16 protein-coding genes are annotated in these 15,621 nt (G+C 64.8%); 7 read left to right on the top strand and 9 right to left on the bottom strand.

The window, feature by feature from the left end; genetic code table 11:
- Positions 1-47 precede the first annotated feature (47 nt).
- Both GB927_RS13845 and sbmA read left to right on the top strand, forming a co-directional pair.
- Complete coding sequence (locus GB927_RS13845) at positions 48-1,244, top strand: YbfB/YjiJ family MFS transporter (RefSeq protein ID WP_256117605.1); 1,197 nt, start codon at positions 48-50, stop codon at positions 1,242-1,244.
- 95 nt (positions 1,245-1,339) lie between these two features.
- On the top strand, positions 1,340-2,608 hold the full coding sequence (sbmA, locus tag GB927_RS13840) for a peptide antibiotic transporter SbmA (RefSeq protein WP_256117604.1): 1,269 nt from the start codon (positions 1,340-1,342) through the stop codon (positions 2,606-2,608).
- A gap of 24 nt (positions 2,609-2,632) precedes the next feature.
- Here the strand turns inward: sbmA and GB927_RS13835 are convergent, their stop codons facing one another.
- Positions 2,633-3,646 (bottom strand): polysaccharide deacetylase family protein, encoded by a 1,014-nt coding sequence (locus GB927_RS13835; protein WP_305111403.1) that lies wholly within the window; start codon positions 3,644-3,646, stop codon positions 2,633-2,635.
- 139 nt (positions 3,647-3,785) lie between these two features.
- On the opposite strand from GB927_RS13835, the gene GB927_RS13830 reads away from it, so the two are divergent.
- The 3 genes from GB927_RS13830 to der all read left to right on the top strand — a co-directional run bounded on the left by GB927_RS13830 (position 3,786) and on the right by der (position 6,614).
- On the top strand, positions 3,786-4,370 hold the full coding sequence (locus GB927_RS13830) for an NnrU family protein (RefSeq protein ID WP_256117603.1): 585 nt from the start codon (positions 3,786-3,788) through the stop codon (positions 4,368-4,370).
- 102 nt (positions 4,371-4,472) lie between these two features.
- Positions 4,473-5,144 (top strand): tetratricopeptide repeat protein, encoded by a 672-nt coding sequence (locus GB927_RS13825; protein WP_256117602.1) that lies wholly within the window; start codon positions 4,473-4,475, stop codon positions 5,142-5,144.
- A 36-nt stretch (positions 5,145-5,180) separates the two neighbouring features.
- The gene (der, locus tag GB927_RS13820; RefSeq protein ID WP_256117600.1) at positions 5,181-6,614 is read left to right on the top strand and encodes a ribosome biogenesis GTPase Der; all 1,434 of its coding nucleotides are present in this window, start codon (positions 5,181-5,183) and stop codon (positions 6,612-6,614) included.
- On the opposite strand, the gene GB927_RS13815 is transcribed toward der, so the two are convergent.
- The 4 genes from GB927_RS13815 to GB927_RS13800 all read right to left on the bottom strand — a co-directional run bounded on the left by GB927_RS13815 (position 6,565) and on the right by GB927_RS13800 (position 10,068).
- Complete coding sequence (locus tag GB927_RS13815) at positions 6,565-7,422, bottom strand: AraC family transcriptional regulator (protein ID WP_256117599.1); 858 nt, start codon at positions 7,420-7,422, stop codon at positions 6,565-6,567. The genes der and GB927_RS13815 overlap by 50 nt on opposite strands.
- A 61-nt stretch (positions 7,423-7,483) precedes the next feature.
- Positions 7,484-8,035 (bottom strand): YbhB/YbcL family Raf kinase inhibitor-like protein, encoded by a 552-nt coding sequence (locus GB927_RS13810; RefSeq protein WP_256117598.1) that lies wholly within the window; start codon positions 8,033-8,035, stop codon positions 7,484-7,486.
- 97 nt (positions 8,036-8,132) lie between these two features.
- On the bottom strand, positions 8,133-9,047 hold the full coding sequence (locus GB927_RS13805; RefSeq protein ID WP_256117597.1) for a sugar kinase: 915 nt from the start codon (positions 9,045-9,047) through the stop codon (positions 8,133-8,135).
- 16 nt (positions 9,048-9,063) lie between these two features.
- Positions 9,064-10,068, bottom strand: a complete 1,005-nt coding sequence (locus GB927_RS13800; RefSeq protein ID WP_256117596.1) for an Ldh family oxidoreductase — start codon at positions 10,066-10,068, stop codon at positions 9,064-9,066.
- Positions 10,069-10,218: 150 nt separating this feature from the next.
- Between GB927_RS13800 and bglA the strand changes: the two genes are divergently transcribed.
- On the top strand, positions 10,219-11,862 hold the full coding sequence (gene bglA / locus GB927_RS13795) for a beta-galactosidase BglA (protein ID WP_256117595.1): 1,644 nt from the start codon (positions 10,219-10,221) through the stop codon (positions 11,860-11,862).
- Here bglA and GB927_RS34400 read toward each other — a convergent pair.
- The 4 genes from GB927_RS34400 to GB927_RS13775 all read right to left on the bottom strand — a co-directional run bounded on the left by GB927_RS34400 (position 11,859) and on the right by GB927_RS13775 (position 15,018).
- Entirely contained in the window at positions 11,859-12,011 is a 153-nt protein-coding gene (locus tag GB927_RS34400) for a hypothetical protein (RefSeq protein WP_369431655.1), read from the bottom strand. The genes bglA and GB927_RS34400 overlap by 4 nt on opposite strands.
- 113 nt (positions 12,012-12,124) lie before the next feature.
- A complete protein-coding gene (locus GB927_RS13785; protein WP_256117593.1) occupies positions 12,125-12,325 on the bottom strand; it encodes a hypothetical protein in 201 nt (66 codons plus the stop codon).
- 53 nt (positions 12,326-12,378) lie between these two features.
- On the bottom strand, positions 12,379-14,073 hold the full coding sequence (gene ade, locus GB927_RS13780; RefSeq protein ID WP_256117592.1) for an adenine deaminase: 1,695 nt from the start codon (positions 14,071-14,073) through the stop codon (positions 12,379-12,381).
- A 75-nt stretch (positions 14,074-14,148) separates the two neighbouring features.
- The gene (locus GB927_RS13775; RefSeq protein ID WP_256117591.1) at positions 14,149-15,018 is read right to left on the bottom strand and encodes an aldose 1-epimerase family protein; all 870 of its coding nucleotides are present in this window, start codon (positions 15,016-15,018) and stop codon (positions 14,149-14,151) included.
- A gap of 105 nt (positions 15,019-15,123) precedes the next feature.
- On the opposite strand from GB927_RS13775, the gene GB927_RS13770 reads away from it, so the two are divergent.
- Positions 15,124-15,618, top strand: a complete 495-nt coding sequence (locus GB927_RS13770; protein ID WP_256117589.1) for a GNAT family N-acetyltransferase — start codon at positions 15,124-15,126, stop codon at positions 15,616-15,618.
- Positions 15,619-15,621: the final 3 nt, after the last annotated feature.

The following is a 15,621-nucleotide window of genomic DNA, read 5'->3' as shown; positions in this document are numbered from 1 at the left end:
AATAATTGTCGTTTGCCGCTCTCATGTTGCAGTGCGAAGGTCGCGGCATGACGATGATACAAAGCACGCCCGTCCTGTCGCGCGAACCCGTCCGGGCGGCCATTGCCGGCGCGCTCGCCATGGCCGTCGCCATGGGGCTCGGCCGCTTCTTCTATACGCCCGTGCTGCCCGGCATGATGGCCGGCCTCGGGCTCAACGCCGCCGATGCCGGCATCATCGCGGCGGCGAATTTCGCGGGTTACCTGCTCGGTGCGGTGCTCGCCGCCTATGGCTGGGCGGCCGGCTTCGAGCGGCGCCTGGCGCTCGGCTCATTGGTCGCTACGGTGCTGCTGCTCCTCGCCATGAGCCTGCTATCCGGGGTGGCCGCGCTCTCCGTCGTACGCTTCCTCGCGGGTCTCGCCAGCGCCTTCGCCCTGATCTTCACAACCGGCATCGTGCTTTCCGTCGGCCTCGCGCATCGGGATCCGCGCGTGCAGATGGCGCATTTTTCCGGCGTCGGCATTGGCATCGCGGTGTCGGCGGTGCTCGTCTACCTGCTGTCGCTCGTCCACGTCTCGACGATTGCGCCTTGGCGCGTCGACTGGCTTGCAGGCGCCGTGCTCGGTGCCATCGGCCTCGCCGTCGTCATGCTGCTGCTGCCGCGCCCGGTGGGTGGTGCAACGGCCGTGCGCGAGCCTGCCATCGTGTGGACCCGGCCCATGGTGGCGCTGACGCTGAGCTATGGATTGTTCGGCATCGGCTATGTCGTGACGGCCACCTTCATCGTCGCCATCGCGCGGGAGGGCGCGCAAAGCCCGCTGCTCGAATGCCTCACCTGGCTCGTTACCGGTGCCTGCGCGGCGATTTCCCTTATGGCCTGGAAGCCGATGGAGCGGCGCTACGGCGTGGCGAGGGCCTATCTCGCGGCGCTCCTCCTGGAGATGGTGGGCGTCGCGGTCACGGTCACGCTGCCCTTTCCCGCCTCGGCGCTGATTGGCGGCGCGCTGCTCGGCCTCACCTTCATCGTCATCACCGCCTATGGCTTGCAGCTCGGCCGGGTACTCGCCAGCGAAAGCCCGCGCCGTGTGCTGGCGCTGATGACGGCGGCGTTCGGCGTGGGGCAGATCCTCGGGCCGCTCGGCGCGGGCTTTCTCGCGGCGCGCACGGGAAGCTACGTGCTGCCGAGCCTCGCCGCCGCCGGCACGCTGCTTCTGGCTGCCGCCATCACCGTCGCCGGTGGGGCGCTTTCCATTAAATCTCGGTAATACAAGTCGCGAACGATTGTTGCGATGCGCAAACTCCTCTAGGTTCTGCGCGAACCGGCGGCGTTGCCGCCCTATGCAAACGAGAGTTTCGCACCTTGTTCCACTCCTTCTTCCCGCAGCCGAAGTTGTTCTTTACCTCCGGCATCCTCTGGGCCGCCGTGTGTATCGCCGTCTGGTATACGGTGGGGCCGCAAATCGGCGCCGCGATCGGCCTGCCGCCGCTCGGCCCGAATGAGAAGGCCGCGATCGGCCTTGCCTATTTCGTTTCGCCGGATAACCTCTGGTTCTACCTCTACTTCACGATCTTCGTGCTGATCTTCGGCCTCGCCTGGAAGGTGATCGCGCGTGACCATCCCTGGACGAACTGGTCGATCTGGGGCTCCGCCTTCATCATCTTCATCGCCTATTTCTCCGTCCAGGTATCGGTGGCGCTGAACAACTGGCGCGGGCCGTTCTTCGACCTGTTCCAGGGGGCGCTGTCGAAACAGGGCAACGTCACGGCCGAGCAGCTCTTCTCGTTGCAGCTGCGCTTTCTGGAAATCGGCATGGTCGGCGTCGCGCTCAACGTGATCACGGCGTTCTTCACCAACCACTATGTCTTCCGCTGGCGCACCGCCATGAACGACTATTACATGTCCATGTGGCCGAAGCTGCGCCACATCGAAGGCGCCTCGCAGCGTGTGCAGGAAGACACGATGCGCTTTGCCAACATTCTCGAAGGGCTGGGCGTCACCTTCATCAACTCGATCATGACGCTGGTCGTGTTCCTGCCGCTGCTCTTCCGCATGTCGGAATTCGTCGGCGACCTGCCGATACTCGGCGCCGTGCCGCATTCGCTGTTCTGGCTGGCGATCGGCTGGTCGCTGTTCGGTACGGTGCTCTTGGCTGTCGCCGGTATCAAGCTGCCAGGCCTGCAGTTCCGCAACCAGCGCGTCGAGGCGGCCTATCGTAAGGAGCTCGTCTATGGTGAGGACCATGCGGACCGTGCAGATCCCGTCAGCGTGCGCGAGCTCTTCTCCAACGTGCGGCGCAACTATTTCCGCATGTACTGGCACTATTGCTACTTCAACGTGGCGCGCTTCGGCTATGGCCAGCTCGACGCGATCTTCCTGAACTTCATCCTGATCCCGACCATCGTGGCCGGCCGCATCACCATGGGCACCTGGCAGCAGATCGCCACCGCCTTCGGCGAGGTGAGCAATTCCTTCCAGTATCTGGTGAACTACTGGTCGACGATCGTCGAACTGCTGTCGATCCACAAACGTCTGAAGGCCTTCGAGGCAGCGATCGACGACAAGCCGCTGCCGGAGATCGACCAGCGTTACCTGGCACGCCAGACGGAAGAAGACGCCGAGCCCGCCTGATCGGCCTCCGCGCGGATAACAGACCTAGAGGGCGGCGCCAGTCGCCCTCTTTTCTTTTGCGAGAATGTCCATCGCCTCGACATAGCTGACGCAGGCGACGTCCTTTTCTCCGCAGGTCTCCGTCAGGAACCGGTCGAGTGCGCGCCAATAGGCGCCGGCATTCATCTCGACGAAGTGGAAGCCGAGCTGGAGGGGGATGCGGTCGCCGTCATATTGTTTGGCGAAGGCGTCGCGATAGGCCTTTAGCGTGCTTTCCTCGAAGGCGGCGCTCTTCTCCGGCTTCTCCTTGCCCTTGGAATGGCGGACGTAGAGATTGTAGTCCATGGCGATGACCGGACGCTGTGCGTCGCCTTCCGGAACGAGGGGGAGCGCGAAGCGGGCGAGCGCGCCGCTTGCCACCGGCATGGCCGGCCCCTTCGAAACGAGGCTGGCGTCGTAGGTGAAGCCATTGGCCTCCAGCGCCTTGACCAGCCCGCTGCCGGCGGAAAAATAGGGCGCGCGAAAGCCCTTGATGTCTTCCTTCACGAAACGCTGCCAGTCCGCGGGCTCGCGCTCGCCGACACCGGCATTCTTCCAGCCGTTCTTCAGCGCCTCGTGGAAGAAGGCGAACTCGGCCTTCCAGTCGTCCGCGCTCCACTTGCCGCCGTCGAAATGGCCGCAGCCGTGGCTGCCGATATCGTGGCCCTCCAGCTTCGCCAGCCAGATTTCGCCGAGCCGCAGGATCGTGTCCTCCCGGTCCGGCGAAAAGCCGACATTGGAGCGGCCGCGCTTTTCATGCGGCGCCTGGTATTTGGCGCGCTCGTCCTTCGGGAAGAGGAAGGTGCAGGAGAGGAAATAGGTGAAATGCGCGCCGGTGCGCTTTGCCATGGCGCGGCTCTTCTCCCAGAGCAGGTTGTCATGCGCGCCGTCGAAGGAGACGATGACGAGCTGCTTGCGCTTGGTCGTCCCGATCGTGTCGTCCTTGGCAAGCGCCGGACCGGCGATGAGGCCGGCGGCGAGAAGGGAAGGGAGGATTCGGGACGATATTGCGAAAGACATGGGCACCTGCGGCAATTTGCAAAGGGTCTGTCATGGTTTCCGAATGCGGCAATCCTTTGATCGGGCTGGAATTGTCCGGCCTTGACGGCTATTCCAGACGGGATCGGCCACGCGCCGCCTTTTTTCCAGGGACATTTCCATGACGTTGCTCATCGCCGGTCTCGTTCTCTTCATCGTCACCCATCTCATCCGCCCCTTCGCGCCCGGCCTGCGCAATGCCGGTATCGACGCACTCGGCAAGCCCGCCTGGATGGCGCTGCACGGCATCGTATCGCTCGCAAGCCTCGTGCTCATCGCCTACGGCTTTGTCGAGGCGCGGGCGAATGGCGGCGCGATGCTCTATTACCCGCCGACCTTCATGTCGCATATCGCGCTGACGCTGATGCTGATCGCCTCGATCTGTCTCGTCGCCGGCTTCCTGCCGGCCGGCCATATCCGCACGAAGCTGAAGTTCCCGATCCTCGTCGCCATCAAGATCTGGGCGCTCGCCCATCTTTTGGCGAATGGCGAGAGCTATTCGGTCCTGCTCTTCGTGACGATCCTCGCCTGGGCGGTCATCCTGCGCATATCGCTGAAGAAGCGCATCGCTGCCGGCGAGACGAAACTGCCGGTCTTCGTCTCGGCGAAAAACGACCTGATTGCCGTCGTCGTCGGCCTCGCGCTTTACGTCGTCATCGTCTTCTGGCTTCACGAGTGGGTGATCGGCGTCGCACCGATGGCGTGATCGGCGCGCTGATCCCGGGCTTTTCGCGCCTGCCCCCTTACTTTGCGGCCAAAATGGAGTAGAAGGCGCAAACTCCAATCGTCAGCAAGAGCCGGGCAGGGAATGGTAAATCAGGACGACAGCTTTATCCGCGAGGTCAACGATGAACTCCGCTCCGACCAGATGCGTCTGGTCTGGAGGCGTTTTGGTCGTATCCTCATCGGCATCGCCGTGCTGGTCGTTCTCGGCACGATCGGCAAGGTGAGCTACGATTACTGGCGCGACAGCGAGGCATCCGCCGCCGGCGACAGCTTCCTCGCCGCCCTCACGCTTGCCCGCGAAGGCAAGAACGAGGAAGCGCTTGCCGCGCTGACCGCGCTGGAAAAGGACGGTTTCGGCTCCTATCCGGTGCTTGCCCGCATGCGCTCCGCCTCGCTTCTGGCGACGACGGATGCCGCAGGCGCCGTCAGCGCCTTCACCGCGATTTCCAAGGACACCTCGGTGCCGCAGGCGCTGCGCGATGCAGCCCGCCTGCGCGCCGCCTACCTGCTCGTCGATACCGGCACCTACGACCAGGTTTCCGCCGAGGCTGAACAGCTCGCCACGCCGCAGAGCGCGCTGCGCCACTCGGCCCGCGAGGTTCTCGGCCTCTCCGCCTATAAACACGAGGACTATGCGCGCGCCAAGGAATGGTTCGACGCGATCCTCGCCGACAGCGAAAGCCCGCGCAATGTCGCCAACCGCGCGCAGATGCTGCTTGACCTGATTGCTGCAAGCGGCAAGCTGTCCTCCTAAACCGGCCTTCGCCGGTTCACCTGAACGGAACACATCATGAGCTTCACGGTCGCCATTGTCGGACGCCCCAATGTCGGCAAGTCCACCCTGTTCAACAGGCTCGTCGGCAAGAAGCTCGCGCTCGTCGACGACACGCCCGGCGTCACCCGTGACCGCCGTCCCGGCGACGCGCGCCTCATCGACCTGAAATTCCGCATCATCGACACGGCCGGCCTGGAAGAGGCAGCACCCGAGACGTTGCAGGGCCGCATGCGCGCCCAGACGGAAGCGGCGATCGACGAGGCCGACCTGTCGCTCTTCGTCGTCGATGCCAAGACGGGCCTCACGCCCGTCGACACGGCGCTCGCCGACATGCTGCGCCGCAAGGGCAAGCCGGTCGTGCTCGTCGCCAACAAGTCGGAAGCCCGCGGCTCCGACGGCGGCTTCTACGACTCCTACACGCTCGGTCTCGGCGAGCCGACACCGATCTCTGCCGAACACGGCCAGGGCATGCTGGACCTGCGCGACGCGATCGTTGCCGCGATCGGCGAGGAGCGCGCCTATCCCGAGGACGACGAGGCCGAAACCGATGTCGACGTGCGCGCGGAAGCCGCTGCCGAAGGCGCGGAGCAGGACGAGGATTTCGAGCCGGAATATGACGAGACGAAGCCGCTGCGCGTCGCCATCGTCGGCCGCCCGAATGCCGGCAAATCGACGCTGATCAACCGCTTCCTCGGCGAGGACCGGCTCCTGACCGGCCCGGAAGCCGGCATCACGCGCGATTCGATTTCCGTCGAATGGGACTGGAAAGGCCGCACGATAAAAATGTTCGACACGGCCGGCATGCGGCGCAAGGCGCGCGTGCAGGAGAAGCTGGAAAAGCTCTCCGTCGCCGATGGGCTGCGCGCGATCCGCTTTGCCGAGACCGTGGTCATCATGTTCGACGCGACGATCCCCTTCGAAAAGCAGGATCTGCAGATCGTCGATTTCGTGCTGCGCGAGGGCCGCGCCGCCGTGCTCGCCTTCAACAAGTGGGACCTGATCGACGACCCGCAGGCCGTCCTCGCGGAACTGCGCGAAAAGACCGACCGGCTGCTGCCGCAGGCACGCGGCATCCGCGCCGTGCCGGTCTCCGGCCAGACCGGCCGCGGCCTCGACAAGCTGATGCAGGCCGTCATCGATACGGACCGCACCTGGAACCGCCGCATCTCCACCGCCAAGCTCAACCGCTGGCTCGATGCGCAACAGATCCAGCATCCGCCACCGGCCGTCTCCGGCCGCCGCCTGAAGCTGAAATATATGACGCAGGTCAAAGCCCGCCCGCCGGGTTTCATGATCTCCTGCACGCGCCCCGATGCGCTGCCGGAATCCTATATCCGCTACCTGACGAACGGCCTGCGCAACGACTTCAACCTGCCCGGCGTGCCGATCCGCATCCACTTCAAGGCGTCGGACAATCCGTTCGCCAGCAAGGCGAAGAAGCGGCGCTGATTTTCGGGTCGGGCCTCATGTGCCCGCGGATCGCGCTCGGCGGGAAGCCGAAGCGGGCGCGGAAGCGCGTGGCAAACCGCGATTGCGATTCGTAGCCGACGGTTTGCGCAATGCTGAGGATGGAAAGCTCCGTCGATTGCAGGAGCTGCATGGCGAGCGACATGCGCACATCGATCAGCAGCGACTGAAAAGACCACCTTTCGGCGGCAAGCTTTCGCCGCAGCGTCGCCTCGCTGACATTCAGCGCCCGGCAGAGATCGGTACTTGTCCAATTCGCGTGCGGTTCTGCGGAGAGGATAGCGCGCACACGGTCGCTGACGCCCGCGGGCTTTGGCACAACGAAACGCCCGCCCGCGAGATCGAGCCAAAGCAGCAGTTCGGAAAGCCGGTGGCGGGCAATTTCGACGGGGATGCTGGCGGGTTCCGTGATTGCCTGCGCACAATCCGCGAAGGCGTCCTGAAAGCCGCGATGCGGGTGGTCGATCGTGAAGGCGCGCTCGAAAGGGCGGCCTTTGCCGGGTGTTGCGGCAAAGGCGGCCACGGTTTCCGGTTCGAAGGCGATCCAGCGCGCGACATAGGCGCTCGCACCATCCGCGGCATTGATCACGTCGAACGTCTCGCCCTGGGCGAGCGCAATGCAGCCGCCGGCCGGAACGCCCCATTCCTCTTCGCCGGCGCGCAGGATCTTGGTGCCGTGTTCGACGAGGATGAGAAGAGGGCGGGTGATCAGGATGTTTGCATAACGCAGCCGGTTATACTGCACGATGCGGGCAGAAGCGCCGATTTCCGGGCGTATGGCGATGTTCATCCGGTTCATCCTGTCGTCCCGCCCGCGCCTATCCCCGTTGGCTGAGCCCGGGCAAGGATTGTTAGCGCTTGCCCTTGGCGGAGATTGTTGCGGTGGCAAGCGTGTTCATGTTGCTGACGAAGCCGACCATGGCGGGCGTGGCGTCGTCCGGCACCGGCAGCCTCTCGATGCCGAGCGCCTTTATCGTGATCGTGTAGTCATGCTCCGGCCCGTCCGGCGGGCAGGCTCCGAGAAAGCCGGGTGTGCCCAGGTCCGTTGGCGTCATGCGCGTGCTGTGCGGCAGCGCCGCCTTGCCGTTGCCGGCACCCGCAGCAAGCGAGTTTGCGTCGGCAGGCAGGTCGATGACAACCCAGTGCCACCAGCCGGAGCCGGTCGGCGCATCCTTGTCGTAGATCGTCACGACGAAGCTTTTGGTCCCTACCGGTGCGTTCGACCAGCGGATATCCGGCGAGATGTTTCCGCCGGTGCAGCCCATGCTGTCGGCAAACTGTTCCTTCTGCACGGCGCCGGAGGCGAAGGCAGCGCTGGTAACGGTGAAATCGGCCGATAAGCCGGCCTGCGGGCAAAGGGAGAGCGCGGCGGCGAAGGCCGCCATGAAGCGTGATGTCGTCATGGTTTCTTTCCGTCTTCGGGGGTAACGGGGAGAAACTAGGACGATTCATGGCAACGGTCGGCGCGAGATCGATCGATTTTGGCACCGATCCGATCAATCAGCAGCCGGGCAGCTTGTCCTTCGCCACCAGCGCGCCGTGGTGCTGGATGACGCTGGCCGCGACATCGGCGGCAAATCGGGCCGCTTCGTCCGGGCGTGCGCCCGTTACCAGGCGGGCGAGGAAGGCGCCGTTGAAGCTGTCGCCGGCGCTCGTCGTGTCGATGATTTTTTCGACTTTTGCGGAGGGCGCGTGGCTGCGCGCGCCGCCGAAGACCAGCGTTGCGCCCTCGGCGCCATCCTTCACGACGATCTCGCCGACGCCGAGCGCGCGGTAGCGGGCGATCGTCTCTTCCAGCCCGGCATCGCCGAAATGGGTGGTTTCGTCGTCGAGGCTCGGCATGACCAGCGTTGCGGCGCGCGCGCCTTCGGTGATCGTCGCGCGCATACGTTCGGCATCGTCCCAGAGGCGCGGGCGGATGTTGGGGTCGAAGACGATGCGCTTGCCGGCGGCCTTGCCGCGGCGAAGCTCGGCGAGCAGGGTTTCGATATCCTCGGCCGGCAGGATCGCCAGCGTGATGCCGGAAAAGACGACCACGTCGGAGGCCTCGATGGCGGCGCGCAGCCGGTCGCCGTCCTGGGCGAGCAGTTTTGCCGCGGAGACGGAGCGCCAGTAGGAGAAGCTGCGCTCGCCGTCCTTCAGGTGGATCATGTAGAGGCCCGGTGAGCGGCCTTCGATGCGTGCGACATGGTCGGTGCCGATGCCGTGGCCGGCCATGAAGGCGAGCATCTCGTCTGAAATCATGTCGGTGCCGACGGCGGAGAAATAGTCGACGCTCCAGTCGGACGGCAGGTATTGGCGGGCATAATAGGCGGTGTTGAAGGTGTCGCCGGCGAAACTCTTGCGCATCAGGCCGCCGTCCGCCTGCATCAGTTCCACCATGCACTCGCCGATCGAGAGCAGCCGTCCCGCCATGTCGAAATCCTCCCGGCTAATTCCGCCGGAAAGAGGAAATACTGTCAAAGAGTTGGCGGGGCAAGACGATGCCGGCGCTTTCCGCCTGCCGTTGCCGCTCCACGCGGCCGATGCCGGGAATATGCACGCCGTATTCGCCCGAAAGCCGCTCCACATGCGCGGCGAGGCGGGCGGAAAATCCATCGGCGAGAAGCTGCGGCGCGAGCGCCAGCACGAAGAGGCCGGCGCCGGGCGAGGTCTCGCCCGCCTGGAAATCCGGCGCATCGACCGACCAGTTCGCCCCGGTGAGGCCGGCGGCGAGCACTTCCACCATCAGCGCGATATTGGCGCCGCGCTCTCCGCCGAAGGCCAGCAGCGCGCCTTGCATGGCCGCGAAAGGATCGATGGTCGGCTCGCCGTCCTGGTCGAGCGCCCAACCCTCGGGAATAGCCTCGCCGCGTGCCGCCGCCTCGCGGATCTTCAAAAAGGCGGTGGCGCTGGAGGCCTGGTCGATCAGCAGGAAGCGCCCGTCGTGGAGGGGAGCGGCGAAGGCGAGCGGATTGGTGCAATAGACCGGCTGGCGGCTGCCGGACCCGGCAAGCAGCGCCGGCCCATTGGTCGCGGCGATGGCCACAAGGCCCTCCTGCGCCAGCCGGGCGACATACCAGCCGAGTTCGCCCGTCGTGTAGCTGTTGTGCGCGGTGAAGATCGCGATGCCGAGCGCCTTCGCCTTCGTCACCAGTTCTTCATGCGCGACGGAAAACCCGTGCTGCGCCACGCCGCCCATCGCATCGCATTTGAGGATCGCCGGCACCGGCGAGGTGAGGAGGGGTTCGGCGCGCGCGACGATCCGCCCATCGACGAGGCTCCTGAGATAGTCCGTCAGGTGGGCGAAGCCGACCGCCCGTTTGCCGGCCATTTCGGCATCCACCGTGGCGCCGGCAAGGGCTGTGGCCCCCGCCTCGACCATGCCGACGCGCATCAGCGCCGTTTTGGCAAGCTCGATGGCTTCCGCGGGGGAAAGGGTGACGTCATCGGTCATGCGGTCAGCCTTCTCTCTGGAAATCGCCGGCATCATCCCGACCGATCCGCCCTTCGTCAACCTTCGAAAAATCGCGGGTTGTGCCGTTTACGCCCTAGGGTGCGCGCGTTACATCTTGTTGAACGCAATTGGAAACCGGAGCGAGAACGCATGGCAAAGCCCCGCAAGAAGGCCGACGACTGGTGGCGCGGCGCGGTCATCTACCAGGTCTATCCCCGCTCGTTCCAGGACACGACCGGCGACGGCATGGGGGATCTTCGGGGCGTCACCAAGCGGCTCGGGCACATCGCCTCGCTCGGTGTCGATGCGATCTGGCTGTCGCCCTTCTTCAAGTCGCCGATGGCCGACATGGGCTATGACGTCTCGGATTATTGCGACGTCGACCCGATGTTCGGCACGCTTGCCGATTTCGACGCGATGCTTTCCGAAGCCCACCGCCTCGGCCTCAAGGTCGTCATCGACCAGGTGATCTCGCACACTTCCGACCAACATCCCTGGTTCGTCGAAAGCCGCTCCAGCCGCACGAATGCCAAGGCCGACTGGTATGTCTGGGCCGATCCGAAACCGGACGGTACGGCGCCCAACAACTGGCTGTCGATCTTCGGCGGGCCGGGCTGGGAATGGGACGGCGTGCGCAAGCAATATTACATGCACAATTTCCTCATGTCGCAGCCGGATCTCAACTTCCACAACCCGGATGTGCAGGAGGCCTTGCTGAAAACCGTGCGCTTCTGGCTCGACCGTGGCGTGGACGGTTTCCGGCTCGACACGGTGAATTTCTACTTCCACGACAAGAAGCTGCGCGACAACCCGCCCCATGAACCCGATCCCGACGGGGTCGGCCTCGACGCGCCGGACGTCAATCCCTATGGCATGCAGACACACCGCTACGACAAGACGCAGCCGGAGAATGTCGAGTTTCTCCGGCGGTTTCGCGCTTTGCTCAATGAATACGAGGGCCGCATGACGGTCGGCGAGGTGGGCGATGGCGCACGTTCGCTGAAAACGGTTGCCGAGTATACGAGCGGCGGCGACAAGCTCAACATGTGCTACACGTTCGACCTGCTGGGGCCGGACTTTACGGCAGAACATGTGCGCAAATGCGTGCAGAGTTTCCAGCGAGCGGTGACGGACGGCTGGGTCTGCTGGGCCTTTTCCAACCACGACGTTAACCGGCATGTCAGCCGTTTCATCAAGACGCCGGAGGAGCGCGAGCGCGTTGCCAAGCTCGCGGTCACCCTGCTTTCGACGTTGCGCGGCTCGATCTGCCTCTACCAGGGCGAAGAGCTCGGGCTCACGGAGGCGGACCTCGCCTTCGAGGACCTGCGCGATCCCTACGGCATCCGCTTCTGGCCGGCCTTCAAGGGCCGCGACGGATGCCGCACGCCGATGCCCTGGCAGCGCAGCGAGGCCCATTCCGGCTTCAGCACGGGAAAACCCTGGCTGCCGGTGCCGGAGGAACATTCGCGCCTCTCCGTCGACGCGCAGGAAAAGGTCTCCGGCTCCGTGCTCAACCACTACCGCGCCACGCTCGCCTTCCGGAAGGAACACGAGACGCTGCACGACGGCGACATGTCCTTCCTCCATTCCAACCAGGATATCCTCGCCTTCACCCGCGAGAAGGGCGGCGAAAAACTGCTCTTCGTCTTCAACCTGACGCGTGAAAAGGCGGAGTTCGTGCCGGCAAAGTCGCTGAAGCTCGGCGAACCGCTGCCGGTGCCCGGGTTTGGCGCGAAGCTGAAGGATGGGACGATCGAGTTGGATGGGCTGGATATGGCTTGCGTGCGGATTTAGCGTTTTCGCCCGACGAGCCGGTCGTATTCGGCATGTGAGCCGATCCAGAACCAGATGAGTGTCTCCGTGTCGCTATCCCTGACGGCAAGCGCACGCCAGGAGATGCCGACGCGCGCGGACCAGAAACGGCCGACGGATTTGAGCTGCAAGGATGGATGAGCCGGGTTGGCCTTGAGGAGAGCAAAATTCCTGTCGGCTTGTTCGCGTATGTGCGATGGCAGTGCCTCGTAACACGTCCAGAACGCGTTCGTGGCGTGATGTTTCAAAGCGGGCGGGTCCGATTGCTGCGGAACTCAGACAAGGCGAGCTCAGCGAACTCGTCCAATGCTCCGTTGGCGGCGTCTTCGGTCAGATCCCGGTCCCAACGTTCAGCCTGAAGCGCCTCAAACCAGGCCGAGAATCGCTCGAACTCGTCTGGGCTAAGCTCTGAGACGCTCTTCTCGATTTGCTCCAGTTTTGTCATGCACACTCCTTATCGTACGTATTGTACGCGAAGGGGGCGCCGGAATGCAAACCTCACCCGATCAGCGCAAACCGGTCCACATCCACCATGCCCTTGTCCGAAATCTTCAAATGCGGGATCACCGGCAGGGGCAGGAAGGCGAGCTGGAGGAAGGGTTCCTGCAGCGTCGCGCCGAGCGCGAAGGCGGCCTGGCGCAGGTGATGCAGGGTGTCGCGGACGGTCTCGTAGGGTTCGAGGCTCATCACGCCGGCGACGGGCAGTGCGATCTCGCCGGTGACCTTGCCGTCCTCGACCACGACGAAGCCGCCCTTGATTTCGCCCAAACGGTTGGCGGCGAGCGCCATGTCGTCCTCGTCGACGCCGACGACGCAGATATTGTGGCTGTCATGGCCGACCGTCGAGGCGATCGCGCCCTTCTTCAGGCCGAAACCCTGGACGAAGCCGTTGGCGTGGTTGCCGTTCTTGCCGTGGCGCTCGATGACGGCGACCTTGATGATATCCTGCGCGAGATCGACGGTCGTCTGGTTGCCTTTCGCGGGCAGCTGGTAGCGCCGGTGCTCGGTGATGATCTTTCCCGGCAGCACGCCGATGACCGGCGTCTCGCCATCCGTGACCGGCACGGCAAAATGCGCGGCATTGACCGGTCGCGCCTTGACGCTGTCGAGGCCGACCGGGGCGACGGATTGGCGCGTTGCAAACAGTGCGTCGTCGACCCTGCGGCCGGCGGAGAACACGATCTCCGCCTTGCAGTTTTCCAGCGTGTCGATGACGACGAGGTCGGCGCGCCAGCCGGGTGCCACGAGGCCGCGGTCGCCGAGCCCGAAGGCCTTGGCGGCGGAGATCGAGGCGGCGCGATACATGGCGAGCGGCGCACGGCCATGGCCGATCGCGGTGCGGATCATATAGTCGAGATGGCCCTGCTCGGCGATGTCGAGCGGGTTGCGGTCATCCGTGCAGAGCGCGATGAAGGGTGACAGCCGCTCGGTGATAATAGGCAGCAGCGCCAGCAGGTCCTTGGAGACCGAGCCCTCGCGCACGAGGATGTGCATGCCCTTGCGGATCTTTTCCAGCGCCTCCTCGGCCGTCGTGCATTCATGCTCGGTGCGGATGCCGGCGGAGAGATAGCCGTTGAGGTCGTTGCCGCGCAAAAGCGGGGCGTGGCCATCGATATGGCCGCCCTGGAAGGCTTCGAGCTTGGCGAGACAGATCGGGTCCTTGTGGACGACGCCGGGGAAATTCATGAATTCGGCAAGGCCGATAACCTTCGGGTGGTCGCGGAAGGGCAGCAGGCGCTCGATCGGCAGGTCGGCGCCGGAGGTCTCCAGATGCGTTGCCGGCACGCAGCTCGAAAGCTGCACGCGGATGTCCATGATGGTTTCCAGCGCGCTGTCGAGGAAGAACTGGATGCCCTCCGTGCCCAGCACGTTGGCGATCTCGTGCGGATCGCAGATCACCGTCGTCACGCCATAGGGCAGCACGCAGCGGTCGAATTCATGCGGCGTGACCAGTGACGATTCGATGTGGAGATGCGTATCGATGAAGCCCGGCACGACGATGCGGCCGGAAATGTCGATCTCGGTGCGGCCGGTGTAATCGCCGCAAGTGCCGACGATGCGCTCGCCGGAAATCGCGATGTCGGAGGCGACGAGCTCGCCCGTCACGAGATCGAAGAACTGCCCGCCCTTCAGCACGATATCGGCCGGTTCGCGTCCGGTCCCCTGGTCGATGAAGCGTTCCAAGTCGGTCATGGCAAAGTCTCCGAATCCTTTTGCAGAGACTCTAGCGGCGCGGCGGCGAGAGGGAAGGGCCGGCGCGCCGAATTGCTAGACCGGGAAGGTGACGGAAAAAGCGAAGCGCTTCGTTTCGCCGCTGGCAAGCACCGTCGTAGAAGGTCGATCTTTCAGCTCGCGCGATCTGCCCAATTCCGCCGCGGTGCCGTGCCACGGCTCGACGCAGAGGAAAGGTGCGCCGGGTTTTGTCCAGAGTGCGAGGTTCGGCAGGTTTTCGAAGCGGAATTTCAGCGCCGGCCCGCCCTCGGCTTCGTAGGTCAGGCCGTCGCCCGCGCCTTCGGGGAAGACCAGCGCGTCGTTCTCGAACAGGCCGTGGGCGAGCAAGAGCCGGCCCTTGTTGAAGGGCGAGGCCTGACGCTCCGGGGAGAGCAGGCCGTTTTCCAGCGGCTGGCGGTCCGGCTCAGCGCCGTTGTCGAGGATGACGCTGTGCGCCCTGCCTTCCGCGCCGGGCAGGGGCCAGGCGAAGGCGGGGTGGAAGCCGAAGCCAAAGGGCATCGGGTCCTGCCCGCGGTTCTCCACCTCGGCAGCGACGGTCAGCGTGGCGCCATCGAGGCTGTGTTCGACGGAAAGCCGGAAATCGAACGGGTAGATGGCGAGGGTGTCCTCGGAGGCATCCAGCGTGAAGCGGCAGGCCGTCGCGCTGGCGCCGGCGGGCGAAAATTCCCGCCGCCGGGCGAGGCCGTGCTGCGCCATGGGGTAGGGCTTGCCGTCGATCAGCAGGGTGTCGTCCGGCGCCTTGCCGACGATCGGGAAGAGCACCGGCGAGCGCCCGGTCCAGAAGGCGGCGTCGCCGTTCCACAGCCAGTTCGCCCCGTCGCGCGATGTTATCGCCTGCATTTCGGCGCCGAGCGAGGAGACATCGATCGAGAGGTGGTCGTTCTCTATGCGGGTGATGGTCGGCATGAGGCTCTCCCCTGGTTTTATCGTGGGCACAATAGCCCCGAAACCGGGCGGGCTTGCAAGTGGTATCAGGGCACGGCTAACCTTCGGCCCCGCATGGAGAACGATATGCAGACGGCACATACCATACGCCCCGCCGAGACCTCGGAGATCCCCGCCCTTGCGCGGCTCTGGCATGCCGGCTGGCAGGATGGCCATGCGGCGTTGCTGCCAGTCGAACTGACCCGCCTGCGCACGCTCAGAAGTTTCGAAGACCGCCTGCCGGCCATGCTGGACGACGTGCGCGTCATCGGCGAGCCCGGCGCGCTGCTCGGTTTCTGCTACATCAAGCATGACGAGTTGGACCAGCTTTTCGTGGCACCGGACGGGCGCGGTGCGGGCATCGCCGCAGCCCTCGTCGCCCATGCCGAAGAGCGGCTTGCCGCCGATGGCGTAACAACCGCCTGGCTTGCCTGCGCGATCGGCAATGACAGGGCCGCGCGCTTTTATGAAAAATGCGGCTGGAAGCTGACAGGCACCGTCACCATCAGGACGGACACGATCGAAGGGCCGTTCGATCTCGACGTCTGGCGCTATGAAAAGACGCTTGTCCCCACCGCATAGTGG

Origin of the sequence: Shinella lacus, assembly GCF_010994755.1 — a bacterium.
In the GTDB taxonomy this organism is placed as follows: Bacteria; Pseudomonadota; Alphaproteobacteria; order Rhizobiales; family Rhizobiaceae; genus Shinella; species Shinella lacus.
Note: the sequence above shows the minus strand (reverse complement) of the source record. Positions and strands in the feature narration are given on the sequence as shown.